21 protein-coding genes are annotated in these 22,712 nt (G+C 65.3%); 4 read left to right on the top strand and 17 right to left on the bottom strand.

Annotated features, from left to right (window positions below; genetic code table 11):
- Window positions 1–149 precede the first annotated feature (149 nt).
- Genes U8L64_RS02865 through arsB form a run of 4 tightly spaced genes read right to left on the bottom strand, consistent with a single transcriptional unit; the run spans window position 150 to window position 3,362 of the window.
- Window positions 150–1,019 (bottom strand): cation transporter, encoded by an 870-nt coding sequence (locus tag U8L64_RS02865; RefSeq protein ID WP_333393836.1) that lies wholly within the window; start codon window positions 1,017–1,019, stop codon window positions 150–152.
- Window positions 1,016–1,252 carry a thioredoxin family protein gene (locus tag U8L64_RS02860; RefSeq protein WP_333393834.1) on the bottom strand — a complete coding sequence of 79 codons (237 nt, stop codon included), beginning with the start codon at window positions 1,250–1,252 and terminating at the stop codon, window positions 1,016–1,018. Before U8L64_RS02860 ends, U8L64_RS02865 begins: the two co-directional genes overlap by 4 nt.
- Before the next feature lie 15 nt (window positions 1,253–1,267).
- Window positions 1,268–2,272, bottom strand: a complete 1,005-nt coding sequence (locus U8L64_RS02855) for a permease (protein WP_333393832.1) — start codon at window positions 2,270–2,272, stop codon at window positions 1,268–1,270.
- Between the two features lie 10 nt (window positions 2,273–2,282).
- Window positions 2,283–3,362 carry an ACR3 family arsenite efflux transporter gene (arsB, locus tag U8L64_RS02850; protein ID WP_177325135.1) on the bottom strand — a complete coding sequence of 360 codons (1,080 nt, stop codon included), beginning with the start codon at window positions 3,360–3,362 and terminating at the stop codon, window positions 2,283–2,285.
- Window positions 3,363–3,465: 103 nt separating this feature from the next.
- Here arsB and U8L64_RS02845 point away from each other — a divergent pair, with 103 nt between their 5' ends.
- The 4 genes from U8L64_RS02845 to arsJ all read left to right on the top strand — a co-directional run bounded on the left by U8L64_RS02845 (window position 3,466) and on the right by arsJ (window position 7,396).
- A complete protein-coding gene (locus U8L64_RS02845; protein WP_043295512.1) occupies window positions 3,466–4,248 on the top strand; it encodes a metalloregulator ArsR/SmtB family transcription factor in 783 nt (260 codons plus the stop codon).
- A gap of 48 nt (window positions 4,249–4,296) precedes the next feature.
- Window positions 4,297–5,013: an arsenical resistance protein ArsH gene (gene arsH, locus U8L64_RS02840; RefSeq protein WP_333393826.1), complete on the top strand. Its 717-nt coding sequence runs from the start codon at window positions 4,297–4,299 to the stop codon at window positions 5,011–5,013.
- Window positions 5,014–5,042: 29 nt separating this feature from the next.
- Complete coding sequence (locus U8L64_RS02835; protein WP_333393824.1) at window positions 5,043–6,047, top strand: ArsJ-associated glyceraldehyde-3-phosphate dehydrogenase; 1,005 nt, start codon at window positions 5,043–5,045, stop codon at window positions 6,045–6,047.
- Between the two features lie 134 nt (window positions 6,048–6,181).
- Window positions 6,182–7,396 carry an organoarsenical effux MFS transporter ArsJ gene (gene arsJ, locus U8L64_RS02830; RefSeq protein ID WP_333393822.1) on the top strand — a complete coding sequence of 405 codons (1,215 nt, stop codon included), beginning with the start codon at window positions 6,182–6,184 and terminating at the stop codon, window positions 7,394–7,396.
- A gap of 45 nt (window positions 7,397–7,441) precedes the next feature.
- Here the strand turns inward: arsJ and U8L64_RS02825 are convergent, their stop codons facing one another.
- The 13 genes from U8L64_RS02825 to U8L64_RS02765 form a co-directional block, all read right to left on the bottom strand.
- Window positions 7,442–10,564, bottom strand: coding sequence for an efflux RND transporter permease subunit (locus tag U8L64_RS02825; RefSeq protein ID WP_333393820.1), 3,123 nt, complete (start codon window positions 10,562–10,564; stop codon window positions 7,442–7,444).
- Window positions 10,561–12,114 carry an efflux RND transporter periplasmic adaptor subunit gene (locus tag U8L64_RS02820; RefSeq protein WP_333393818.1) on the bottom strand — a complete coding sequence of 518 codons (1,554 nt, stop codon included), beginning with the start codon at window positions 12,112–12,114 and terminating at the stop codon, window positions 10,561–10,563. Before U8L64_RS02820 ends, U8L64_RS02825 begins: the two co-directional genes overlap by 4 nt.
- Entirely contained in the window at window positions 12,111–13,361 is a 1,251-nt protein-coding gene (locus tag U8L64_RS02815; protein WP_138299920.1) for a TolC family protein, read from the bottom strand. Before U8L64_RS02815 ends, U8L64_RS02820 begins: the two co-directional genes overlap by 4 nt.
- A gap of 85 nt (window positions 13,362–13,446) precedes the next feature.
- Window positions 13,447–13,857 (bottom strand): hypothetical protein, encoded by a 411-nt coding sequence (locus U8L64_RS02810; RefSeq protein WP_254697880.1) that lies wholly within the window; start codon window positions 13,855–13,857, stop codon window positions 13,447–13,449.
- Window positions 13,850–15,541, bottom strand: coding sequence for a hybrid sensor histidine kinase/response regulator (locus U8L64_RS02805; RefSeq protein ID WP_333393815.1), 1,692 nt, complete (start codon window positions 15,539–15,541; stop codon window positions 13,850–13,852). Before U8L64_RS02805 ends, U8L64_RS02810 begins: the two co-directional genes overlap by 8 nt.
- Complete coding sequence (gene ercA, locus U8L64_RS02800; protein ID WP_077683945.1) at window positions 15,525–16,688, bottom strand: alcohol dehydrogenase-like regulatory protein ErcA; 1,164 nt, start codon at window positions 16,686–16,688, stop codon at window positions 15,525–15,527. Before ercA ends, U8L64_RS02805 begins: the two co-directional genes overlap by 17 nt.
- Window positions 16,689–16,788: 100 nt before the next feature.
- Window positions 16,789–18,684 (bottom strand): alpha/beta hydrolase family protein, encoded by a 1,896-nt coding sequence (locus U8L64_RS02795; RefSeq protein WP_333393812.1) that lies wholly within the window; start codon window positions 18,682–18,684, stop codon window positions 16,789–16,791.
- Window positions 18,685–18,689: 5 nt separating this feature from the next.
- On the bottom strand, window positions 18,690–19,844 hold the full coding sequence (pqqE, locus tag U8L64_RS02790; RefSeq protein WP_043295527.1) for a pyrroloquinoline quinone biosynthesis protein PqqE: 1,155 nt from the start codon (window positions 19,842–19,844) through the stop codon (window positions 18,690–18,692).
- Window positions 19,816–20,094, bottom strand: a complete 279-nt coding sequence (gene pqqD, locus U8L64_RS02785; RefSeq protein ID WP_003291117.1) for a pyrroloquinoline quinone biosynthesis peptide chaperone PqqD — start codon at window positions 20,092–20,094, stop codon at window positions 19,816–19,818. The genes pqqE and pqqD overlap by 29 nt, the downstream gene beginning before the upstream one ends.
- Window positions 20,095–20,200: 106 nt before the next feature.
- The gene (gene pqqC / locus U8L64_RS02780) at window positions 20,201–20,953 is read right to left on the bottom strand and encodes a pyrroloquinoline-quinone synthase PqqC (RefSeq protein ID WP_003291119.1); all 753 of its coding nucleotides are present in this window, start codon (window positions 20,951–20,953) and stop codon (window positions 20,201–20,203) included.
- A 57-nt stretch (window positions 20,954–21,010) separates the two neighbouring features.
- Window positions 21,011–21,922 carry a pyrroloquinoline quinone biosynthesis protein PqqB gene (gene pqqB / locus U8L64_RS02775; RefSeq protein ID WP_043295529.1) on the bottom strand — a complete coding sequence of 304 codons (912 nt, stop codon included), beginning with the start codon at window positions 21,920–21,922 and terminating at the stop codon, window positions 21,011–21,013.
- A gap of 48 nt (window positions 21,923–21,970) precedes the next feature.
- Window positions 21,971–22,042: a pyrroloquinoline quinone precursor peptide PqqA gene (pqqA, locus tag U8L64_RS02770; protein WP_003291121.1), complete on the bottom strand. Its 72-nt coding sequence runs from the start codon at window positions 22,040–22,042 to the stop codon at window positions 21,971–21,973.
- A gap of 303 nt (window positions 22,043–22,345) precedes the next feature.
- Window positions 22,346–22,712 (bottom strand): aldehyde dehydrogenase family protein (locus U8L64_RS02765; protein WP_333393806.1); only part of this gene is annotated, 367 nt, incomplete at its 5' end.

Genomic DNA, 22,712 nt, shown 5'->3' with positions numbered 1-22,712 from the left:
CAACCTCGCCTCATCCGCGGTGACGAAAAATCGTCGCAGCCCCTCCGCCACAACGGCTACGACCCACGACGCAAAGCGTTCGGCGCCACCTGTCAGCCAAAACCTACAGCGCAACGCTTGTAAGCCATTGGCCATGGAGTGCAGACCATTCAGGCCCGCAACGCCAGTATTCGACGCGCGCCCAGCGCGACCAGGATGCCGATCAGACTGCCAATCAGCAGGTCCGGGTAACGCGATCCGCTCCAGGCAACCAGCGCTCCGGCCACGATTACACCGGCGTTGATCAGCACATCGTTGGCGGAAAATATCCAGCTGGCGCGCATATGCACGCCGCCTTCGCGATGTCGGTGAATCAGCAGCAGGCAGAGCACGTTGGCCAGCAAGGCGAAGCCGGCGACGACCATCATGGACAGCGACTGCGGCTCGCTGCCGAAGACGAAGCGCCGCCCCACTTCGACCAGCAGTCCAACGGCGAGCAGCAACTGGAGCAGGCCGGCAAGCCGCGCGGCGTTCATCTGCAGTCGCGCGCCACGGCCAACGGCATACAGCGCCACCCCGTAGACGGCGGCGTCAGCGAACATGTCCAGCGAATCACCGATCAATCCGGCGGACTGGGCAATCAACCCGGCGAGCATCTCGGCCACGAACATGAAGGCATTGATCGCCAACAGCAGCTTCAGGGTCCCGGCTTCGCCGGCCTCGTTCGCGCGGCCTGACGGAGCACCAACCGCCGCTGCCCGGGTTTCGAGCAGCGTTGCGCCCAATCCGAGATTACCCAGCCGTTCGGCGATTGGCTCGATGGCACCGTCATGCGTAACCTGCAGCTGCCGGGCGGGAAGATCGAACGCCAGGCCGCCTGCCGATACGTGACCGTCGAGGGCCATGCGGATCAGCCGCTCCTCCGCCGGGCAATCCATCTTCGGAACGTGGAACAGGCTGACCCAGCGGCCACCCGCCTCCGACGCATGGGTTGCCTGCGGATGCGGCGCGCAACCGCAGGGGCCATCGCAGCCACTCATTGCGCCTCAACCAGCGCAGCGATTTCATCGGTCGTCAACACCTTGCCCGCCGACACGACCGTCTCATCGATGACCAGTGCTGGCGTGCTCATCACCCCGTAACGGGCGATTTCGCCGAAGTCGGTCACCTTGACCACCTCCGCCTCGCGTCCCAGCGCTGCCAGCGCCTGGCGCGTATTGTCGGCCAGGGTCACGCACTTTCTGCAACCGGAACCCAGGATCTTGATCAGCATGGCGAATCTCTCATCTCAGATGAACAGGTAAGCAAATGCATTGAACAGATAGCCGATCAGCATGATGCCCATCAGCACGACGGTAACGAACAGCGCCAGCAGCGGCGCCTTGACCACCTGTTTCAGCATGATCAGCGACGGCAGCGACAGCGCGGTGACCGACATCATGAACGCCAGTACGGTGCCCAGGCCAACGCCCTTGGCGACCAGCGCCTCGGCGATCGGCAGAGTGCCGAAGATGTCGGCGTACATCGGCGCGGCCACCAGCGTGGCCAGCGGCACCGACCACCAGTTGTCCTGGCCGATGACCTTTTCGATCAGACCCGCCGGAATCCAGTTGTGAATGGCAGCGCCGATGCCCACGCCGATCAGGATATACAGCCAAACCTTGCGGATGATCTCTCCCACCTGCTCGCGAGCGTAGGTCAGGCGGTCGCGCAGGGTGAGCTGTTCCTGTGGGAGGTCCAGGACCTTCTGTTGCGTGACGAAGGCCTCGACGTACTGCTCCATCCCAACCTTGCCAATCAGCGTCCCGCCGATCACTGCCAGCACGATGCCCACTACCACGTAGGCCAGCGCAATCGACCAGTTGAAGATGCTGGCCAACAGGATCATCGACGCCAGATCGACCAGCGGCGAGGAGATCAGGAACGAGAAGGTCACCGCCAGCGGCAGACCCGAACTGGTGAAGCCGATGAACAGCGGGATCGACGAGCAGGAGCAGAACGGCGTGACCGTTCCCAGCAATGCGCCAGCGAGGTTAGCCCGAAAGCCGCGCATGCGGCCAAGAATGCGCCGCGTGCGCTCCGGCGGGAAATAGCTCTGAATCCAGGAGAGGCCGAAGATCAGCACCGACAGCAGGATGAAAATCTTGATCACGTCATAGATGAAGAAATGCAGACTGCCGCCGATCCGGCTGGCCATGTCCAGGCCGAATATGTCCTCCACCAGCAGCCGCACCAGAGACGCCAGCCAGTCCATGCGCAACAACTGATCGTTCAGCCACTTGAAGATTTCCATGAGTCGTTCCTCAGCTGCGCGGCAAGGCGCGCTCGTACCAGGCGCGGCTGCTGTTGACCATGCGCACCAGCCAGAGCATCACCGGAACTTCGATCAGTACGCCGACCACCGTGGCCAACGCCGCGCCGGAATCGAAACCATAGAGGACGATGGCCACCGCCACCGCCAGCTCGAAGAAGTTGGAAGCGCCGATCATGGTCGCCGGACCAGCCACGTCGTGGCGAACCCTGAGACGGCGGCATAGCCAATAGCCGAGCGCGGCGATGAACAATGTCTGCAGCAGCAGCGGCACGGCAAGGATGCCGATCACCAGCGGCTGCGCGACGATGGTCTTGCCCTGGAAGGAGAACAACAGCACCAGCGTGGCCAACAGAGCGACGATGGAGAACGGTGAAACCTTCGCCAGCACCGCCTGGAAATGCGCCTCGCCGCGCTTCATCAGCCGCGCGCGCAGGAACTGGGCGATGACCAACGGGATGACGATGTACATCACCACCGAGAGCAGCAATGTATCCCACGGCACCGGAATGGATGTCACCCCGAGCAGCAACGCAACGATGGGAGCAAAAGCGAACACCATCACCAGGTCGTTGAGCGCCACCTGGGTGATAGTGAAGTTGGCGTTACCGTTGCACAAATAGCTCCAGACGAACACCATCGCCGTGCAGGGTGCGGCGCCGAGCAGGATCAGTCCGGCCATGTAACTGTCCAGCTCGTCGGCCGGCAGCCACTTGGCGAACAGCACCTTGATGAACAGCCAGCCGATCAGCGCCATGCTGAACGGCTTGACCCCCCAGTTGACGAACAACGTCACGGCCATGCCGGCCTTCTGCTCGCGGACCTCATGCAGCGCGCCGAAGTCGATCTTCATCAGCATCGGGACGATCATCACCCAGATCAGCACACCCACCGGGATGTTGACCTGCGCGATCTCCATGCCTCCCACAGCCTGCGCGGCCTCCGGCACGAGTAGCCCGAGCGCCGTGCCGAAGGCAATGCACAGGAACACCCACACCGTCAGGTAGCGCTCGAAGAAGCCCAGCGGAGCCGCCGCGGACCGCTTCATGGCGACCTCACATGCATTTGTCATTTGCTGTCCACCTTGATACACAAATTGACGATCACGATATTCGCTTTACCGTATATATTCAAAATAATATATTCAGCCATATACCAGTCTGACGAGGATCAACATGAGTCGGAGAAAACGTGTCCTGTTCCTCTGCGTGGCGAACTCCTCGCGCTCGCAAATGGCGGAAGCGTTGCTGCGCCACATCGACTCCGAGCACTTCGAGGCCGTCAGTGCTGGTACCGCTCCCACCCAAGTGGATCCCCGCACCCGCGAAGCACTGGAACACCTGGGCGTGTCAACCGAGGGGCTTGTCAGCAAGTCCATCGAGCAGGTTGCGGGCGAGCCTTTCGACTATGTGATCACCCTGTGTGACAAATCCGCGCTGGAGTGCCTGTCGCTTCCCGGTACCGGCGAGTACATCGCCTGGAACTTCGCGGATCCGGCGGCAAGTACGCAGCCGGATGCCTATCGCAGGACGCTGCAGGAGATCCACGAACGGCTGAGGATGTTCGTGCTGATCACCAGCAAACCAACCCGCGCAGTCGCGCAGAGCGATTCGCTATCGCCCGTCGAGCTATTCAAATGCCTGGCCGACGAAACCCGGACGCGTATCGCGCTGCTCGTCAGTCTGGAGCAGGAACTGTGCGTGTGCGAACTGACCGCGGCGCTGGACCAGGTCCAGCCCAAGATCTCCCGCCACCTCGCGCTGCTGCGCAGCTGCGGCCTGCTGGAGGATCGGCGTAACGGCCAATGGGTGTACTACCGCCTGCATCCGCAACTGCCGGCATGGGTCACGGACATGCTCAAAGCGACCCTGGCGAACAACATCGAATGGCTGCGTCAGGACGTGCAACGCCTCTGGCAGATGCGTGACCGGCCTGGTCGCAAGCCCGCCTGCGACTGAAATTCGGCCTGCAGCGACAGCCGCCCCCTCTTTATCCGGATGAAGCCCATGTTCAACGACCTGCCCAATATCGAAGCCGAACTGCTCGACACCCCCAGCATGGACAAGCTGGGCGCCATCGATGCGCCCGCCACCCATCCGCCGCGCATCCTGCTGCTCTACGGCTCCAACCGCGAGCGCTCGTTCAGCCGGCTACTGACCCTGGAAGCCGCGCGCCTGCTCGAAAGCATGGGCGCCGAGACACGCATCTTCCACCCCTCCGGCCTGCCCCTCCCGGACGACGCACCGGATGACCATCCCAAGGTGCGGGAACTGCGCGAACTGATGCAGTGGTCCGAAGGCCAGGTGTGGTGCTCGCCGGAGCGGCATGGCGCGATGAGCGCGGTGTTCAAGGCGCAGATCGACTGGGTGCCGCTGACGCTCGGTGCGGTGCGCCCGACGCAGGGCAAGACCCTGGCACTGATGCAGGTCTGCGGCGGCTCGCAGTCATTCAACGCGGTCAACCAGATGCGCGTACTCGGACGCTGGATGCGCATGTTCACCATCCCCAACCAGTCATCCGTAGCCAAGGCGTGGCAGGAGTTCGACGAGAGCGACCGCATGAAGCCCTCGTCCTACTACGACCGCGTGGTGGATGTGATGGAGGAGCTGCTCAAGTTCACTTTGCTGCTGCGCGGGCAAGCCGAGTATCTAGTCGACCGCTATTCCGAGCGCAAGGAATCGGCCGAAGCGCTGTCCCGGCGCGTCAATCAGCGCAGCATCTAACAGGCTGTCAATCCGTCAGAGACTCGAACATGACCATCAAAATAGGCATCAACGGCTTCGGCCGCATCGGACGGCTGGCGCTTCGCGCAGCCTGGGGCTGGCCGGAGCTGGAGTTCGTGCAGATCAACGATCCGGCCGGCGACGCCGCGACCCACGCCCATCTGCTCAACTTCGATTCGGTGCATGGGCGCTGGCAGCATGAGGCGAGCAGCGACGGCGACGACGTGGTGATCACCGGCAAACGCATTCGAGTCAGCGCCAACAAAGCCATCGCCGACACCGACTGGAGCGGCTGCGACGTGGTGATCGAGGCCAGCGGCAAGATGAAGACTGTCGCGGTGCTGCAGGCCTACCTCGACCAGGGCGTCAAGCGCGTGGTGGTCAGCGCGCCAGTCAAGGAAGCCGGTGCGCTGAACGTCGTCATGGGCGTCAACGACCAGCTGTTCGACCCGACGCAGCACCGCATCGTCACCGCCGCTTCCTGCACCACCAACTGCCTGGCGCCAGTGGTCAAGGTGATCCATGAGGCCCTGGGCATCCGCCACGGCTCGATCACCACCATTCACGATCTGACCAACACCCAGAGCATCCTCGACCAGCCGCACAAGGACCTGCGCCGTGCCCGCGCCTCGGGCATGAGCCTGATCCCGACCACCACCGGCTCGGCCACCGCCATCGCCGAGATTTTCCCCGAGCTGCGCGGCCGGCTGAATGGCCACGCCGTGCGCGTGCCGCTGGCCAACGCCTCGCTGACCGATTGCGTATTCGAGGTAGAGCGCGCGACCACGATCGAGGAGGTGAACCAACTGCTCAAGGCCGCCGCCGAAGGCGAACTGCAGGGCATCCTCGGCTACGAGGAGCGTCCGCTGGTGTCCATCGACTATCGCACCGACCCGCGCTCGTCGGTCATCGACGCACTGTCGACGCTGGTGGTCAACGGGTCTCAGGTGAAGATCTACGCCTGGTACGACAACGAATGGGGCTACGCCAACCGCACCGTCGAGCTGGCGCGCAAGGTCGGCCTGGCCGGCTGAGGCCGGCATTGCCGTTCAGGTGGAAAATCGCTGCGCGAGTTTTCCACCCTACGGTATTGATCGCGAATCGTAGGGTGGAAAACGGCCACCGGCCTTTTCCACCTGTTACCCATCACGCCGGCCTGGAACCGTTCATGCGCGCCCTCACCCGCTTCTCTCCTGAAATCCGCCAGTACCTGCTGATCACTGGCAATTACTGGGCCTTCACCCTCACCGATGGCGCGTTGCGCATGCTGGTGGTGCTGCATTTCCACGGTCTGGGCTACACGCCGCTGCAGATTGCCGCGCTGTTCCTGTTCTACGAATTCTTCGGCGTGGTGACCAACCTGCTCGGCGGCTGGCTGGGCGCGCGCATCGGCCTTAACCGAACCATGAACTTGGGGCTTGGCTTGCAGGTGGCGGCACTGCTGATGTTGACCGTGCCGGACGCGCTGCTCGGTGTGCCCTGGGTGATGACGGCGCAGGCGCTGTCCGGCATCGCCAAGGACCTCAACAAGATGAGCGCCAAGAGCTCGATCAAGCTGCTGGTCGTCGACGGGCAGCAGGGGCGACTGTATCGCTGGATCGCGCTGCTTACGGGTTCGAAGAACGCGCTCAAGGGCGTGGGTTTCTTTCTAGGCGGCGCCCTGCTCGCCTTGTTCGGTTTCCAGGGCTCGCTGCTGGCGATGGCGGCGGCGCTGGCACTGATCTGGCTGGCCAGCCTGGTGTTGCTGCGGCGTGACCTGGGCAAGGCTCGGGCCAAGCCGAAGTTCCGTGACCTGTTATCCAAGAGCCGGGCGATCAACGTGCTGTCGGCCGCGCGGCTGTTCCTGTTCGGTGCGCGCGACGTGTGGTTCGTCGTTGCCCTGCCGGTCTATCTCGCCAGCGTGTTCGGTTGGGATGTCTGGCAGGTCGGCGGTTTCCTCGCCGTCTGGGTGATCGGCTACGGCGTGGTGCAGAGCCTTGCGCCTTACCTCACCGGCAAGCGCCGAGGTCAGGCACCGGGTGGCCGCGCCGCCTTTGCCTGGGCGGTGCCGCTCGCTGCGTTACCGGCGGCCATCGCGCTGGGCCTCGCCGGCGGTTGGCCGGCGCAGACCGTGCTGATCGTCGGCCTACTGGCATTCGGTGCCCTGTTCGCGGTGAATTCCGCGCTGCACAGCTACCTGATCGTCTCCTACGCCAAGGAAGATGGCGTGTCGCTGGACGTCGGTTTCTACTACATGTCCAACGCCCTCGGTCGGCTCATCGGTACCCTGCTTTCCGGCTGGGCCTATCAGGCCTATGGACTCACGGCCTGCCTGTGGATTTCCAGCGCGTTCGTCCTGCTCGCGGCGCTGGTGTCCCTCGGCCTGCCGCGTCAGCGCGCGTAGTCGAGACAGCGGACGAGCATCGGGCGCCCGCCGCTGCCCGCCGAGCTAGCGACGTGGGCGGCGCATCAGCCGATAGGCCGCCGGCAACACGAACAGCGACAACAGCGGCGCGCTCAACATGCCACCGACCATCGGTGCGGCGATGCGGCTCATCACCTCGCTGCCGGTACCGGCACCGAGCAGGATCGGCAGCAAACCGGCGACGATCACCGCGACGGTCATCGCCTTGGGCCGCACACGTTGCACGGCGCCTTCGCGGATGGCCTCGCACAGCGCCGCCTCGTCATGCCGGTCGGCCTGCTGACGGTCGCTCCAGGCATGCTTGAGGTACAGCAGCATGATCACCCCGAATTCCGCCGCCACCCCGGCCAAGGCGATGAAGCCGACGCCGGTCGCCACCGACAGGTTGTAGCCCATCAGGTAGAGGAACCAGACGCCACCGGTCAGCGCGAACGGCAACGTGAGCATGATCAGCAGCGCCTCGTCGATACGCCCGAAGGTCAGGTAGAGCAGCACGAAGATGATCAGCAGCGTCGCCGGTACCACAAGCTTGAGCCGCTCGTTGGCGCGTTCGAGGTACTCGAACTGGCCGGAGTAGCTCAGGCTCATGCCCGGTTGCAGTTCGACGCCGGCGCTCACCGCCTGCCGCAGGTCCGCCACCACCGAGGCGATGTCGCGCCCGCGCACATCGACGTACACCCAGCCGGACAGCCGCGCGTTCTCGCTACGCAGCATCGGTGGGCCGTCGCTGATACGCACCCGCGCCACGCTGCCGAGGGTGATCTGCGCGCCCCGTGGCGTAAGGATCGGCAACTGCTCCAGAGCCTGCGGCGAGTCGCGCCATTCACGCGGGTAACGCACGCTGATCGGGTAACGCGCCAGGCCTTCCACTGTTTCGCCGACGGTTTCGCCGCCGATGGCGCCGGCGACGATGGCCTGGACGTCGGCGATGTTCAGCCCATAGCGCGCGGCGTCCTGGCGGTCGATGTCGATATCGATGTAGCGCCCGCCGACCAAACGTTCCGCCAGGGCGGAGCTGACCCCTGGCACGCCCTTGGCAATGGCTTCGACCTGCTGGCTGACCCGGTCGATCTCCTCCAGATTGGCGCCGGCGATCTTCACCCCGATGGGACTCTTGATGCCGGTGGCGAGCATGTCGATGCGATTGCGGATCGGCGGAATCCAGATATTGGTCAGTCCCGGCACCTGCACCGCGCGATCCAGCTCCTCCACCAGTTTTTCCGGCGTCATGCCGGCGCGCCACTGCTCGCGGGGCTTGAACTGAATGGTGGTCTCGAACATCTCCAGCGGCGCCGGATCGGTGGCCGACTCGGCGCGCCCGGCCTTGCCGAACACCGTGGCAACTTCCGGCACCGTGCGAATCATCCGGTCGGTCTGCTGCAACAGCTGCGCGGCCTTCTGCGCCGACAGCCCCGGCAGTGCCGACGGCATGTAGAGCAGGTCGCCCTCGTCCATCGGCGGGAGGAACTCGCCGCCCAGCCGAGTCATTGGCCACAGCGTGGTCGCCAGGATCAGCAGCGCGGCGACCAGGGTGGTTTTCGGATACTCCAGCACCGCGTCGAGCGCCGGCCGGTAAACCCGGATCAGTCCGCGGTTGAGCGGATTGCGCGTCTCATCCGGCAGCCGGCCGCGAATCCAGTAGCCCATCAGCACCGGCACCAGCGTCACCGAAAGCCCGGCGGCAGCAGCCATCGCGTAGGTCTTGGTAAACGCCAGCGGGCCGAACAGCCGGCCTTCCTGCGCTTCGAGGGTGAACACCGGGATGAATGACAGCGTGATGATCAGCAGGCAGAAGAACAGCGCCGGGCCGACCTCCTGCGCCGCCTCGGTCATCACCCGCCAGTGTTCCTCGCCTTCCAGTGTCCGGCCGGGATTGGCATGCCGCCAGGCCTCGGCCTTCTTGTGCGCGTTCTCGATCATCACCACCGCTGCATCGACCATCGCGCCGATGGCGATGGCAATGCCGCCCAGCGACATGATGTTGGCGTTGATGCCCTGGTAACGCATCACCGCAAAGGCCAGCAGCACGCCGATCGGCAGCGAGACGATGGCCACCAGCGATGAGCGCAGGTGCCAGAGGAACAGCCCGCAAACCAGTGCGACGACGATGAACTCCTCCAGTAGCTTGAAGCTCAGGTTGTGCACCGCGCGGTCGATCAGCTGGCTGCGGTCGTAGGTAGTGACGATCTCCACGCCCTGCGGCAGGCTCTTCTTCAACTCGTCGAGCTTGGCATGCACGGCCGCCAGGGTTTCCCGCGCGTTCTTGCCGCTGCGCAGGATGATCACGCCACCGACGGTTTCCCCTTCACCGTCCATTTCGGCGATGCCGCGGCGCATCTCCGGGCCGAGCTGAATGTGCGCGACATCGCCGAGCGTCACCGGCACCCCGGCGGCGCTGAGCTGCAACGGAATCTGGCGGAAGTCGTCGAGCGTCTGCAGGTAGCCCGAGGCGCGCACCATGTACTCGGTTTCCGCGAGTTCCAGCACCGCACCGCCGGTTTCCTGGTTGGCGCTGCCGATGGCCTCGGTCACCTGCGCCTGGGTTATGCCGAAGCTGGCCAGCTTCAGCGGGTCGAGCAGCACCTGGTATTGGCGGACCATGCCGCCGATGGTGGCGACCTCGGCGACGTTCGGCAGGGTGATCAACTCGAACTTGAGGAACCAGTCCTGCAAGCTGCGCAGTTGCGCCAGGTCGTGCGTGCCGCTGCGGTCGACTAGCGCGTACTGGTAGATCCAGCCGACACCGGTGGCGTCCGGGCCCAGCGACGGTTTGGCGCCGTCCGGCAGCCGGCTCTGCACCTGGCTCAGGTACTCCAGCACTCGTGAGCGCGCCCAGTACAGGTCGGTGCCATCCTCGAACAGCACGTAGACGAAGCTGTCGCCGAAGAACGAATAGCCGCGCACCGTCTTTGCCCCGGGCACCGAGAGCATGGTGGTGGTCAGCGGATAAGTGATCTGGTTCTCGACGATCTGCGGCGCCTGTCCCGGATACGGCGTGCGGATGATCACCTGCACGTCGGACAGGTCCGGCAGCGCGTCGATTGGCGTGGTGCGCAGCGACCAGATGCCCACCGCGGTCATCAGCAGCGTCGCCAGCAGTACCAGAAAGCGGTTGACCACCGACCAGCGAATCAGCGCGGCGATCATGGCAGCCGCTCCAGCTGCTCGATGACCAACCCGGCGCCAGTCTCGCGCACGGCGAAACGTACCCGGTCATCGACCTGCACCCCGTGCAGCAGATGAGCATCCTTCACCGCAAAGCGCATGGTCATGCCCGGCATGCCGAGGGTCTTGAATGGGCCATGGGCGACCTTCACGCCCTGCGCGGTGATCTCGACGATGCGTCCTTCGGCCTCGTGCAACGCTGCGACGATCGGCGTCTGGGCCGCATGCATCGGCATAGCAGGCTCATGCATCGCGTGTGTGGAAGGCTCGGCTGGTGCGGCATCGGCATGTTCATGTGCCGCTGCCGGCTGCTCGGCAACGGCGGTGATGCCGCGCAGGCTGGCCTCGGAATCGAGCAGGAACTGCCCGGACGCGACCACCTGCTGGCCCTCCTCCAGCCCCTGCAGGATGGCAGTCTGGCTGCCGCTGTCGACACCGAGCTGCACCTCCACCGGGCGATAGCGGCCACCGGCTTCGGCGAGCATAACCAACGCGCGCTTGCCGGTGCGGATCACCGCCTCGCTGGGGATCAGCAATGCACTCTGCGCGCCCTGCTCGGCCAGTTCGACTCGCGCGCTAAGGCCTGGGCGCAACCGCCCTCCGGCGTTGGGCAGTTCCACCCGTACACGCAGGGTGCGGCTGGCCGCCGTGGCCTCGGGCAGCACCGCCGTTACCGTGCCGGCGATTGGCTCACCGGGCAGCGCCGGCAAATGCGCCGTCGCCGCCTGCCCCGTGCGAATGCCGCCGGCCTGCGCCTCAGGCACGGCAACCTCGAGCCAGACGCTGTCCAGCCCGTTGATTCGCGCCAGCGGCGCGCCGGCGCCGACGTTCATGCCTTCGCGCACGTCCAGTTCCTGCAGCACACCGCCGATGGGCGCACGCACGGTCTGCAGTGCCTGCACCCGGCCGGAGCGCTCCAGCTGGCGGATCGCTTCGGCCGGCATGCCGACCAGCCGCAGGCGTTGGCGCGCACCGTCCAGCAGCGCGCGTTCGCCGCTGCGGCGCAACGCGAGAAACTCCTCTTGCGCCGCCACCCACTCGGGTATCAGCAGGTCCACCAGCGGCGCGCCGGCCGTGAGCACATCGCCCGGCGCTAGCCGGTAGACGCGCTCGACGAAGCCTGCCGCGCGCGCCTGCACCACCGCCACGTCACGATCATTGAGGCCCAGCACCCCGACGGCCTCGATGTTGCGCGCCGGCTCGCCGCGGCTGACCGTGGCCAGGCGCACGCCGAGGTTGTGGGTAATGTCGGCGTCGATACGCACCGCTGGCGCGCCGGCGGCGTCTGCCTCGTCGGCGTAACGTGGCACCAGGTCCATGTCCATGAACGGTGATTTACCCGGCTGGTCGAAGCGTTGCTGCGGCACCATCGGGTCGTACCAATAGAGCACCTTGCGCTCGCTGGCGGCACGGGTGGATACATCCTGCGGCACGGCATGCGGCTGGCGCGAGGCCAACCAGTAGCCACCAGCCAGCCCCAGCGCGGTGGTGACGGCGATCAGTACGCCGGTCTTGAGAACGGTCTGGCTCATTGCGCATCTCCATAGGCGAAGTACAGGCGGCTGGCAGCGATGGCCTGCAGGCCATCGAGGTCGATTTCCTTCAGGCGCGTTTCGATCAGCTCACGACGCGCCGTCAGCAGCGCCTCCAGCTCGCCGCGCCCGGCGCGGTAGTCAGCCAGGCTGAGTTCGCTACGCTCGCGCGCCAACGGCAGCAGCACCTCGCGGGTGCGCGTCAGAGCGCGTTGCAGGCGGTCGAGCTCGGCCAGTTCACTGTCCAGTTGCTCGGCGAACTGCCGCTCCAGCGCCTCGCGCTCAGCTTCCAGCTGGTTGAGTTCGGCGTGCCGGGCGGCGATGCGCGGGTTCTGCCGCGTGCTGGTGAACAGTGGCAGGTCGAAGCTGACCTGCAGGTTGACCATGTCGCCGAATTCCTGGCCGCGGCGCAGATAGTCCACTTCCCAGCTCCAGTCGGGTTTCTTCTCCGCGGTCGCCTCGCGGATACGCGCTTGCGCCTGCTGCGTCATCGGCGTGTAAGCCTGCAGTTGCGGATGCCGGTGCAGCTCGCGCTGCAGCGCCGGGGCGTCGAGCGGCCAGTGCGGCACGCTGCCCTCCAGCGGTTCGCTGGCGGCTTCGCCGATCCAGCGGGCGAGCGCGGCGCGGGCCTGCCGACGCTGGCGTTGCAGCTCGTCGGCGCGCTCGTCGAGCAAGGCCGCTTCCTGGCGCGGTAGCACGCTGTCGGCGGCCTGTCCGCGTCCGCCGGCAATCCGCGCCCGCACGGTTTCGCTGAGCAGGCGATTCTCGGCGTAGAGCGCGTCGAAGGTCGCCAGCTTGCGCTCGATGGTGTGACTGGCGATCCACGCCTGAGCAGTGGCCTGGCGCACGTTCAGTGCCTCGACCACGCGCTCGGCAGCGGCACGCTGGATAGCGGCATTCGCCACCTCGACCCGGGCACGGCGCTTGTCGCGGTTGGGCACGTCCTGCATCAGACCGACCATGCTCATGGTCATGCCGTCGCGGTCCAGGCTCCAGCGGTCGTTGCCCTCGATCGGCACGCTCTGTACGCCGAGCAACAGTTTCGGGTCGGGCAGTTCGCCGGCAGGTACGGCGTCGCTACGAGCGGCCTGCAGTTTGGCCGCTTCGGCCTGTAGGGACGGCGCCTGTTGCTGGGCCAGCGTTTGGGCCTCGTCGAAGCTCAGCGCGCTGGCGGCAGCCGGCAACGCCAGAACGCACGCGGCCACAGCGGCGCGCACGCGAATGTCTCGCATCAATCGGGATTGCATCTGCGGATTCCTCAGATCCTGCGTGCCGAACGGGCACGCGCGAGGCCAGTCGCCAGGCGACGGACCAGTCAGCTCGGATGGGGAATCAGGCGCACGGGGGACGCCAGACGTCGGCGCCGTTACGCGGAGGAATGAAGTCGGGAAGGTAGACGATCAGCCGGGATGGCGGCGCATCGACGTCCGCGCGCGGTACGTCGAACTGCAACAGACACCCGGTCTTGCACTGATGGCCGCTCTTGCACTGCGGATTGCCGTCGTGCCCGTGGTCGCCATGCTGGCCGGCGTGCGGGTCCGACACGTGCTGCATAGCGCCATGTTGCGTGTCTGCCAGTTGCATCGTGCAAGGCTGCGCCATGCGCTCAGCCGCGACCAGCCCGTTGACGGGAAGCGCGAGGCTGATCAGCAGTAGCAGGCACAGTGACAGACAGGTTTTCATGGCGGCCAGTGTAGCGGCGGGCGGGTTAACAAGAACTTGATCGAGATCGCCTTCAGGCACCGTCCGCGGACGGTCGTTCGCCGAGCAGGTGGCTAAGCACGGAGCGCATCTTGCCGGCCTTGACGGGCTTGTTCAACACCGGCACGCCAAGCCCCTGCAGCTGTTTGCGGCACTCGTCGCTGCGGTCGGCGGTAATCATCACCAGCGGAATCGCCGCGTTGAAGTGCAGGCGCAGCGCCTGCACCACTTCCCAGCCGGTGACCCCGAGGTCCAGGTGATAGTCGGCAAGGATCAGCTCCGGCGCGTGCCCTTGCAGCACTTCCAGGGCGCTGGCTTCGTCGGTTGCGGTGAGCGCTTCGCAGCCCCACTGGCCGAGCAACGCAGCCATGCTGTGAAGGATGCTGAGTTCGTTGTCGAGCACCAGCAGACGCCGCCCTGGCAGCGGGTTGCCCAGCTGCGGCAGACCGGCCAACACCTCGCTCGTGCGCGCCGGCAACGCCTCGGCCAGCGGTACCTCGATGCTGAAGACCGAGCCGCGCCCCGGCTGCGAACGCACCTGGATGCGGTAGTCGAGCATCTTGGCGATACGATCGACGATCGCCAGCCCCAGACCGACGCCGCGCCGCTCGGCGGCACGCTCGACGTTGAGTTGGTTGAATTCGAGGAAGACCGACTGTATCTGCTCGGCGGGAATACCGCGCCCGGTGTCCCAGACCTCGATGCGCAGCGCCGCGCCGCGCTTGCGTGCACCGAGCAGCACCCGGCCGTGTTCGGTGTAGCGACAGGCGTTGCTGAGGAAGTTGCGCAGGATGCGCGTCAGCAGACGGAAATCGCTTTGGATTGCGTACGCCGGAATGAAATGCGCCAACTGCAGGCCAGCCGCCGCGGCGACCGGCTGGAACTCGGAAACCAGCGGCAACAACACTTCGTCCAGGCGATAGGTGTCGATATCCGGCTTGATCGCGCTCTGATCGAGCTTGGAAATATCCAAGAGATCGGTGAGCAGGTCTTCGGCACCTTCCAGCGCCTGATGTGCGCGCTCGACGAGGTTGAGTTCCTCGCCGGGCAACTTGCGCTCGCGCAGGGTCGAGATCAGCAGGCGCGCGGCATTCAGCGGTTGCAGCAGGTCATGGCTGGCGGCGGCCAGGTACTTGTCCTTGCTCAAGTTGGCGGCTTCGGCGGCATCGCGCGCATCGCGCAGCTCGCAGGTACGCTCGGCGACGCGCTGTTCGAGCTGCTCGTTGAGCTGCAGCAAGCGCAGCTGGGCGAGCTTGCGCTCGGTGATGTCGGCGACGAAGCCTTCCACCAGGCCATCTTCGTCGGGCTTGAGCAGCAGGTTCATGAGCACGTAGATGGCGCTGCCATCACGACGCCGCAATCGCGTTTCATAGCCGAACAGACCGTGCTGCTGGCTCAGCGTGTAGCGAATCTGCCGCAGCTCATCCTCGCCACCGATGAACAGGTGATGCGAAAGATCGGTCAGCGCCCACAGCGCTTCTTCCGGGGTCTCGTACCCCAGCATCCGCGCCAGCGCCGGGTTCGCCGCGCGAATGCCCTCCTGCAGGCTGGCCTGGAAAATGCCATGCACGGCGTGCTCGAACAGCCATTTGTAGCGATTGCGCTCGGCTTCCAGCTCTTCCAGACGCGCCAGCAGCTCCGGGTAATGGCTCTTGCGCGCCGAATGGCTGCCGAAGCCGAGCAGCTGGGTCAGCGCCCGCTGCTGCTCGTCAGAGGGCTTCGGCATAGACGACCTCGACGTCCCTCTGTGTCGACGAGCGCGGATTGGTGAGGATGCATGGGTCCTGCATCGCATGGTGGGAAAGGAACGGAATGTCGGTCAGCCGCACGCCGTGCAGCCCAAGGCTTTCGTTGAAGCCGATCGCCTGCTTGAGGCTGATCAGGTGGCTGACCAGCCGCTCGCGCACCTGCCGGTGGTTCAGGCCGCGGGTGTCGATGCCCAGCGTCTGCGCGACCACCTTAAAGCGGTCCGGCGCGGCGTCGTAGTTGAACGCGACCACATGCTCGACCAGCACCGCGTTACACAGGCCATGGGGCAGATCCAGATAACCGCCGAGGCTGTGCGACATGGCGTGCACTGCGCCGAGAATGGCGTTGGAGAACGCCAGGCCCGCCTGCATGCTGCCGAGCATGATCTGCTCGCGCAGTGCCAGGTCGGCCGGGTTGCTGATCATCTGCACTAGATTGCCGTTGATCAGGCGCATCGCCTCCAGCGCGTGCGGATCGGTCAGCGGGCCGTGCCCGGTGGAGACGAACGCCTCGATGGCATGCACCAGCGCGTCGATACCGGTACAGGCGGAGAGGAACGGGTCCATGCTCAGGGTGGTTTCCGGGTCGATCAGCGAGACGTCCGGCACGGCGGCCTTGCTGACGATGGAAAACTTCATTCGCTCATCCTGATTGGAGATGATCACGAACTGCGAGACGTCCGCCGAAGTGCCAGCAGTGGTGGGAATCAGGATCAGCGGCGGACTGGGAATCCGCAGGGTGTCCACGCCCTCGAACTCAACGATGTGGCGGCCGTGAGCGACGACGATGCCGATGCCCTTGGCGCAATCCATCGGGCTGCCGCCACCGACGGCGACGATCACGTTGCAGCCCTGGTTGCGGTAGGCCTCGGCGCCGAGCATCACCTCCTCGCAACGGGGGTTCGGCGACACCTCGGTGAACAGGTGGTGCTCGACGCCCTGGCGCTCCAGGCTGGCCTGCACGTCGGCCACCCAACCCGCGGCGACCACGCCGGGGTCGGACACCAGCAACACTTTGCGCGCGCCGAAGTTGCTCGCGCAGGTACCGACGCTGTGCCGACAGCCGGCGCCGAAGACAATTTCAGGGGATACGAATTTACGCTGAAGGCTGATATTCGGGCTCATGACTGCGGCCTTTTTATTTTTTGTTACAACGGCGCAAGCCTACTGCATTACTCAGCTAAAGCAATCCACCGAAAGGCGACCGGCCGTCGCCGGCCCGCGCCTACAACAGCCGCTGGTAAAAGCGCCATTCACCAGTCAGCGCGTCAGCCAAATGGCGCGCTTGGCGGAAGCCGTGCCTCTCCTCGGGATAGAGCCGGTACTCGACCGGAACGCCGCGTGCGCGCAGTGCCGCCACCATCGACTCGGTCTGGCCGGGCAGCACCACGGCATCGCGGCCGCCTTGGAAGAAGATCACCGGCGCCTCGATCCGTCCCGCATTGTGCAACGGCGCACGCTGCTGGAAGCGCTGCGGCACCTGGCACGGGTCGCCGATCAGCCAGTCCAGGTAGTCGCCCTCGAACTTGTGGGTGCCGCGCCGCAGCGCCAGCGGGTCGCTGACGCCGTACAGGCTGGCGCCGCCGCGCCAGCGCGAATCGGCGGCCAGGGCGCAGAGTGCGGTATAGCCGCCAGCGCTCGACCCTCGGATGAAGGCCCGTGTGGCGTCGATCCAGCCGCGCTCGGCCAGCGCATCGACCACCTGGCATGCATCCTCGACATCCAGCACGCCCCACTGCTCGCGCAGCCGCATCCGATAGGCGCGACCGAAGCCGCTGCTGCCACGATAGTTAACGTCGACCACGGCAAAACCGCGCTGCGTCCAGAACTGGATACGCGGATCGAAGACCGGGTAGCACGCCGACGTCGGCCCGCCGTGAACGAATACCAGCAGCGGCGGCCGCACGCCGTCCGGCCCGATGCAGTGCGCGTTGCACGGCGGATAGAAGAACGCATGTGCGCGTTCGCCGGCGGCGGCTCCGGTGGCAAAGTACAGGCTCTGCGGACGCGCAAGCTCATCGTCGTGCAGCGGTCGTACGCCGCCGGCGAGTATCCGCACGCTGCCGCTGTCTCGCGCAATCGCCAGCACCGCCGGGGTGTGCGCGGGCGATCCGGCGATGCAGTAGAAGTGGTGGTCGTCGGCGGTTAGCTGGCGGCAGCGCGAGAAATCGTTGGCCAGTTGCCGCACCCTGCCCGTGTCGGCGTACTCGAACAACAGGCCCTGACCATCGCTCATGCGGGTCAGCAGCATGCCGCCGTTAGCCAGCGGCAGGTAGCTGCAGGTCGCCAGTTCCCAGGGCGCCGGCGCGCAGTCGACATCCGCCGCCATATCCAGTTCGAGGGGCTGCAGGCGCCCCGCCCGCTCGCGCCAGGGTTGCCAGCCGCCTGCGCGGTCGGACAGACAATACAGCTCGCCGAGGGCGCAGAAGCGCGGTTGCTGCAACGCTTCCTCACCCTCAGTCCCAGCTACGCAATGGGGCGCGCCCCAGACGCCGTCGGCACCGCGCTCCGCGAGCCAAAGGCTGGTGAACGTCCAGGGCTGCTCGGGGCGGCTCCACTGGATCCAGGCCAATCGGTCGCCCTGGCTGTTCGTCACAGGCGAGGAGTAGAAATCCGCGCCCTCGGCCACAACCCTCCGTGCGCCATCGGCCAGATCAATGCTGACGATGCGATGCCGCACGGGCTGTTGCGCGTGGTCCTCCTCTACCGCCAGGATCGCAGCGCTACAGCTATCGAAGTGAAGCGCGCCATAGCGACCGGCGCCGTTGGCGGTCAGCGGCGTTGGCGGGCTGGGGCTACCCTCCGCCGTCAAGGTCTGCAGGTGAATCTGCTGGTCAGCCTCGTTGACGAACGCTATGCCCTGCGCGGTCAGGCAGAAGGCGCCGCCGCCGTATTCGTAGACCCGGCTGCGCAGCGAGTAGCCGGCCGGCGTCAGGCAGCGTGCACCGCCATCGCGCCAGTACCACAGGCTGCAGCGTGCCTCGCCGGGGTCGTAGGCAATCCAGAACAGCCCGTTATGCCCGGCGCGCAGCTCGGTGAAATCGCCGCAGGCCGCGGCGGCGCTTTCGGCGCTCCAGTCGCTGGGCCAGAAGCCATAGGGAACCGTCGCACGCTCATTCATGGGCACTACATCTTGCAGATCAGTTTCGAGGCCTTTTCGTTGCGGTGTTGCAGCTGATCGAGCCCCAGAGCCGCATGTTCGGCCTGCTCACGCGCGGCGAGAATCTTGCCGTGCTGTGGCGACTTGCTGCACACCGGGTCGGCGTTGGCGGCATCGCCGGTGAGCATGAAGGCCTGGCAGCGGCAACCGCCGAAGTCCTTTTCCTTCTCGTCACAGCTGCGGCACGGCTCGGGCATCCAGTCGTAGCCGCGAAACTTGTTGAAGCCGAACGAGTGGCGCCAGATGTACTCGACGCTGTGCTCGCGCACGTTGGGAAACTCCACCGGCAGCTGTCGCGCGCTGTGACAAGGCAGCGCGGTGCCATCCGGGGTGATGTCGAGGAACAGGTTGCCCCAGCCGTTCATGCAGGCCTTGGGGCGCTCCTCGTAGTAATCCGGGGTGACGAAGATCAGCTTGCACGGGTGGTTCTCCGCGGCCAGCTTGTCGCGCCACTCATTGGTGATGCGCTCGGCGCGCACCAGCTGCTCCTTGCTCGGCAGCAGGCCGGCGCGGTTCAGCTCGGCCCAGCCGTAGAACTGGCAGGTGGCGAGCTCGACGAAATCGGCTTCCAATTCGATGCACAGGCGGATGATTTGGTCGATGTTGTCGATGTTGTGCCGGTGAGTAACGAAGTTGAGCACCATCGGGTAGCCATGCTTCTTCACCGCTCGGGCCATTTCCAGCTTGTGGGCGAAGGCCTTCTTCGAGCCGGCCAGCAGATTGTTCACCTCCTCGTCGGCGGCCTGAAAGCTGATCTGAATGTGATCGAGCCCGGCCTCGGCGAAGCTCGCGATCTTCGCTTCGGTCAGGCCGATGCCGGAGGTAATCAGGTTGGTGTAGTAGCCGAGCTTGCGCGCTGCGCCGATCAGTTCGGCCAGATCCTCGCGGACCAGCGGCTCGCCGCCGGAAAATCCCAGCTGTGCGGCGCCCATCTCGCGGGCCTGACGAAACACCTCGATCCATTCCGCAGTGCTGAGCTCCTCGTGGCTGCGGGCGAAATCCAGCGGGTTGGAGCAGTACGGGCACTGCAGCGGGCAGCGATAGGTCAGCTCGGCGAGCAGCCAGAGCGGCGGACCGGGTTCAAAGCCGGGTTTAGCGAAGCTCGATCCAGAACCGTTCAACGGCCACCTCCAGGAACGCCAGGATGTCTTCGGCGATACCTTCCGCCGCCGGAAAACTCACCTGCAGGTCCGCGACGATGCCGCCCACCGTGCGCGCGCCGTCCACGCGCTTGAGAATCTCGCTGGCGCTGTCGTTGAGCTTGATCATGCCCTCGGGATAGAGCAGCACATGGCACTGTTGCGCCGGCTCGAACTGAAAGCGAAAGCCGCGGCGCAGGGCCGGAATCTTGAGCAGGATGTTTTCGCTCATCGTCATTCTCCGTAGGGTGGGAAGCCCGCACAGTGCTTCCCACCACTGTTCACTACGGTGGAAAAGCCCCGTGGCCATTTTCCACCCTACGCAGCCGATCCGCGACTTACAGCGCAATGCCCTTGTGCCAGACTCGCTCGGCGGTCACCGTGTGGTACGGCGGACGATCCAGCTCGTAGGCCATGCTCATGGCGTCCAGCATGCTCCAGAGCACGTCGAGCTTGAACTGCAGGATGTTCAGCATGCGCTCCTGGGCTTCACGGGTGCGGTAGTGTTCCAGGGTGATGCGCAGGCCATGTTCGACGTCGCGGCGCGCCTCCTTCAGGCGCTTGCGGAAATAGTCGTAGCCGGACGCATCGATCCACGGGTAATGCTGCGGCCAAGCATCCAGTCGCGACTGGTGGATGGTCGGCGCGAACAGTTCGGTCAGCGAGCTGCTGGCCGCTTCCTGCCAACTGGCGCGACGGGCGAAGTTGACGTAAGCATCCACCGCGAAGCGCACGCCGGGCAGCACCAGCTCCTGCGACAGCACCTGCTCGCGATCCAGCCCCACGGCTTCAGCCAGCCGCAGCCAGGCCTCGATGCCGCCCTCTTCGCCGGGCCGCCCGTCGTGGTCGATGATGCGCTGAATCCACTCGCGGCGGGTGTCGCGGTCCGGGCAGTTGGCCATGATCGCCGCATCCTTCACCGGAATGCAGACCTGATAGTAGAAGCGGTTGGCGACCCAGCCCTGGATCTGTTCGCGCGTGGCCTGGCCGGCATACATCGCCCGGTGGAACGGATGATGGATGTGGTAGTACTCGCCCTTGGCGCGCAGCGCCTGTTCGAATTCGGCGGGGCTCATGGCTGGCAGGGTCATAACGGTATTCCTTTTCTTATCGTTCTGTTCGGTATTCGGAGCGCGGTGCGTGCGCGGCTACAGTTCGATGCTCATGCCATCGAACGCCACCTCAATGCCGTGTTCGCCGAGAATTTCCCGCTCGGCGGAGTCTTCGTCGAGAATCGGGTTGGTGTTGTTGATATGGATGAGCACCTTGCGTGCCGCCGGCAACCCGTCGAGCACCTCTATCATGCCGCCCGGGCCGCTCTGTGGCAGGTGCCCCATCTCGGTTCCGAGCTTATCGCCGACCTCGCGCACGCGCATTTCGTCGTCACGCCAGAGCGTGCCATCCACCAGCAGGCAGTCGGCGCGGCGCATGATTGCCAGCAGCCCATCGCTGATCTGCCCCAGCCCCGGCGCATAGAACAGTGTGCCGCCGCTGCGCCGATCCTCGATCAACAGGCCGATGTTGTCGCCCGGATGCGGATCGTTGCGATGCGGCGAATACGGTGGCGCTGAGCTGCGCAGCGGAACCGGCGTGATCAGCAGGTTCGGGCACGCCGGAATGACGAAGCTGCCCTGCAGTTCGATACGATTCCACTTCAGTCCGCCATTCCAGTGCTCCAGCATGTTGAACAGCGGAAAGCCGCTGGTCAGGTCCTGGTGGACCATTTCGGTACACCAGACCTCGTGCGGGCAGCCTTCGCGCAGCGTCAGCAGCCCGGTGGTGTGGTCGATCTGGCTGTCGAGCAGGACGATTGCGGCGATGGCGGTATCACGCGGCTTGCGCGCGGGCTGCAGTTTGGGAAAGCCTTCCAGCTGGGCGCGGATGTCCGGCGAGGCGTTGCACAGCACCCATTCGACGCCGTCCTCGCTGATGGCGATAGACGACTGGGTGCGCGACTGGGCCCGCAGCGTGCCGGCACGCAAACCGGCGCAGTTGGCGCAGTTGCAGTTCCACTGCGGAAAACCACCGCCCGCAGCGGATCCGAGAACCTGGATGAACATGGGCTACCCCTGAAAGCGAAGCCCCGGCCGGAGCCGGGGCGGAAACGATCAACGATTGGCGAAATACATCGTCACTTCAAAACCAATACGCAGATCGGTGTATTCGGGTTTGGTCCACATGGCTCGATCCTCTTCTTATACGTGGCGCCGGAAATGCCCGGCACCCTCATTAAGCACCCACTCCGCCACCGGCAGAATGGTACTTTGGAAGTAGATTTCAACCTGCCTTCGTAGTGCCCCGGAACACGCAGCCTGCCGACGAACGCCGCTTCTGCCGCGCATAAAAAAACGCGGCTGAAAAGCCGCGTTGCGAACGAGTCACCCGGGTGACATGAGGGAGAAACTCCCGGAAAGACCCTGCACCCTAAGGTGCCAGCAAAGAAACCGGCGCGGCGGGAGCGCGCTGCGCCGGAGCCCATCCAATCAGAAGAAGCCCAGCGGATTGATGTCGTAGCTGACCAGCAGGTTCTTGGTCTGCTGGTAGTGGTCGAGCATCATCTTGTGGGTTTCGCGACCGACGCCGGACTTCTTGTAGCCACCGAACGCGGCATGCGCCGGGTAGAGGTGGTAGCAGTTGGTCCACACGCGACCGGCCTTGATGCCACGACCCATGCGGTAGGCGCGGTTGATGTCGCGGGTCCAGACGCCAGCGCCCAGACCGAACTCGGTGTCGTTGGCGATCGCCAGCGCTTCGGCTTCGTCCTTGAAGGTGGTGACGGCCACCACCGGCCCGAAGATTTCCTCCTGGAACACGCGCATCTTGTTGTGGCCTTTGATCAGGGTCGGCTGC

Origin of the sequence: Pseudomonas sp. FIP_A4 (assembly GCF_036701605.1) — a bacterium.
Lineage (GTDB): Bacteria > Pseudomonadota > Gammaproteobacteria > Pseudomonadales > Pseudomonadaceae > Stutzerimonas > Stutzerimonas phenolilytica.
Note: the sequence above shows the minus strand (reverse complement) of the source record. Positions and strands in the feature narration are given on the sequence as shown.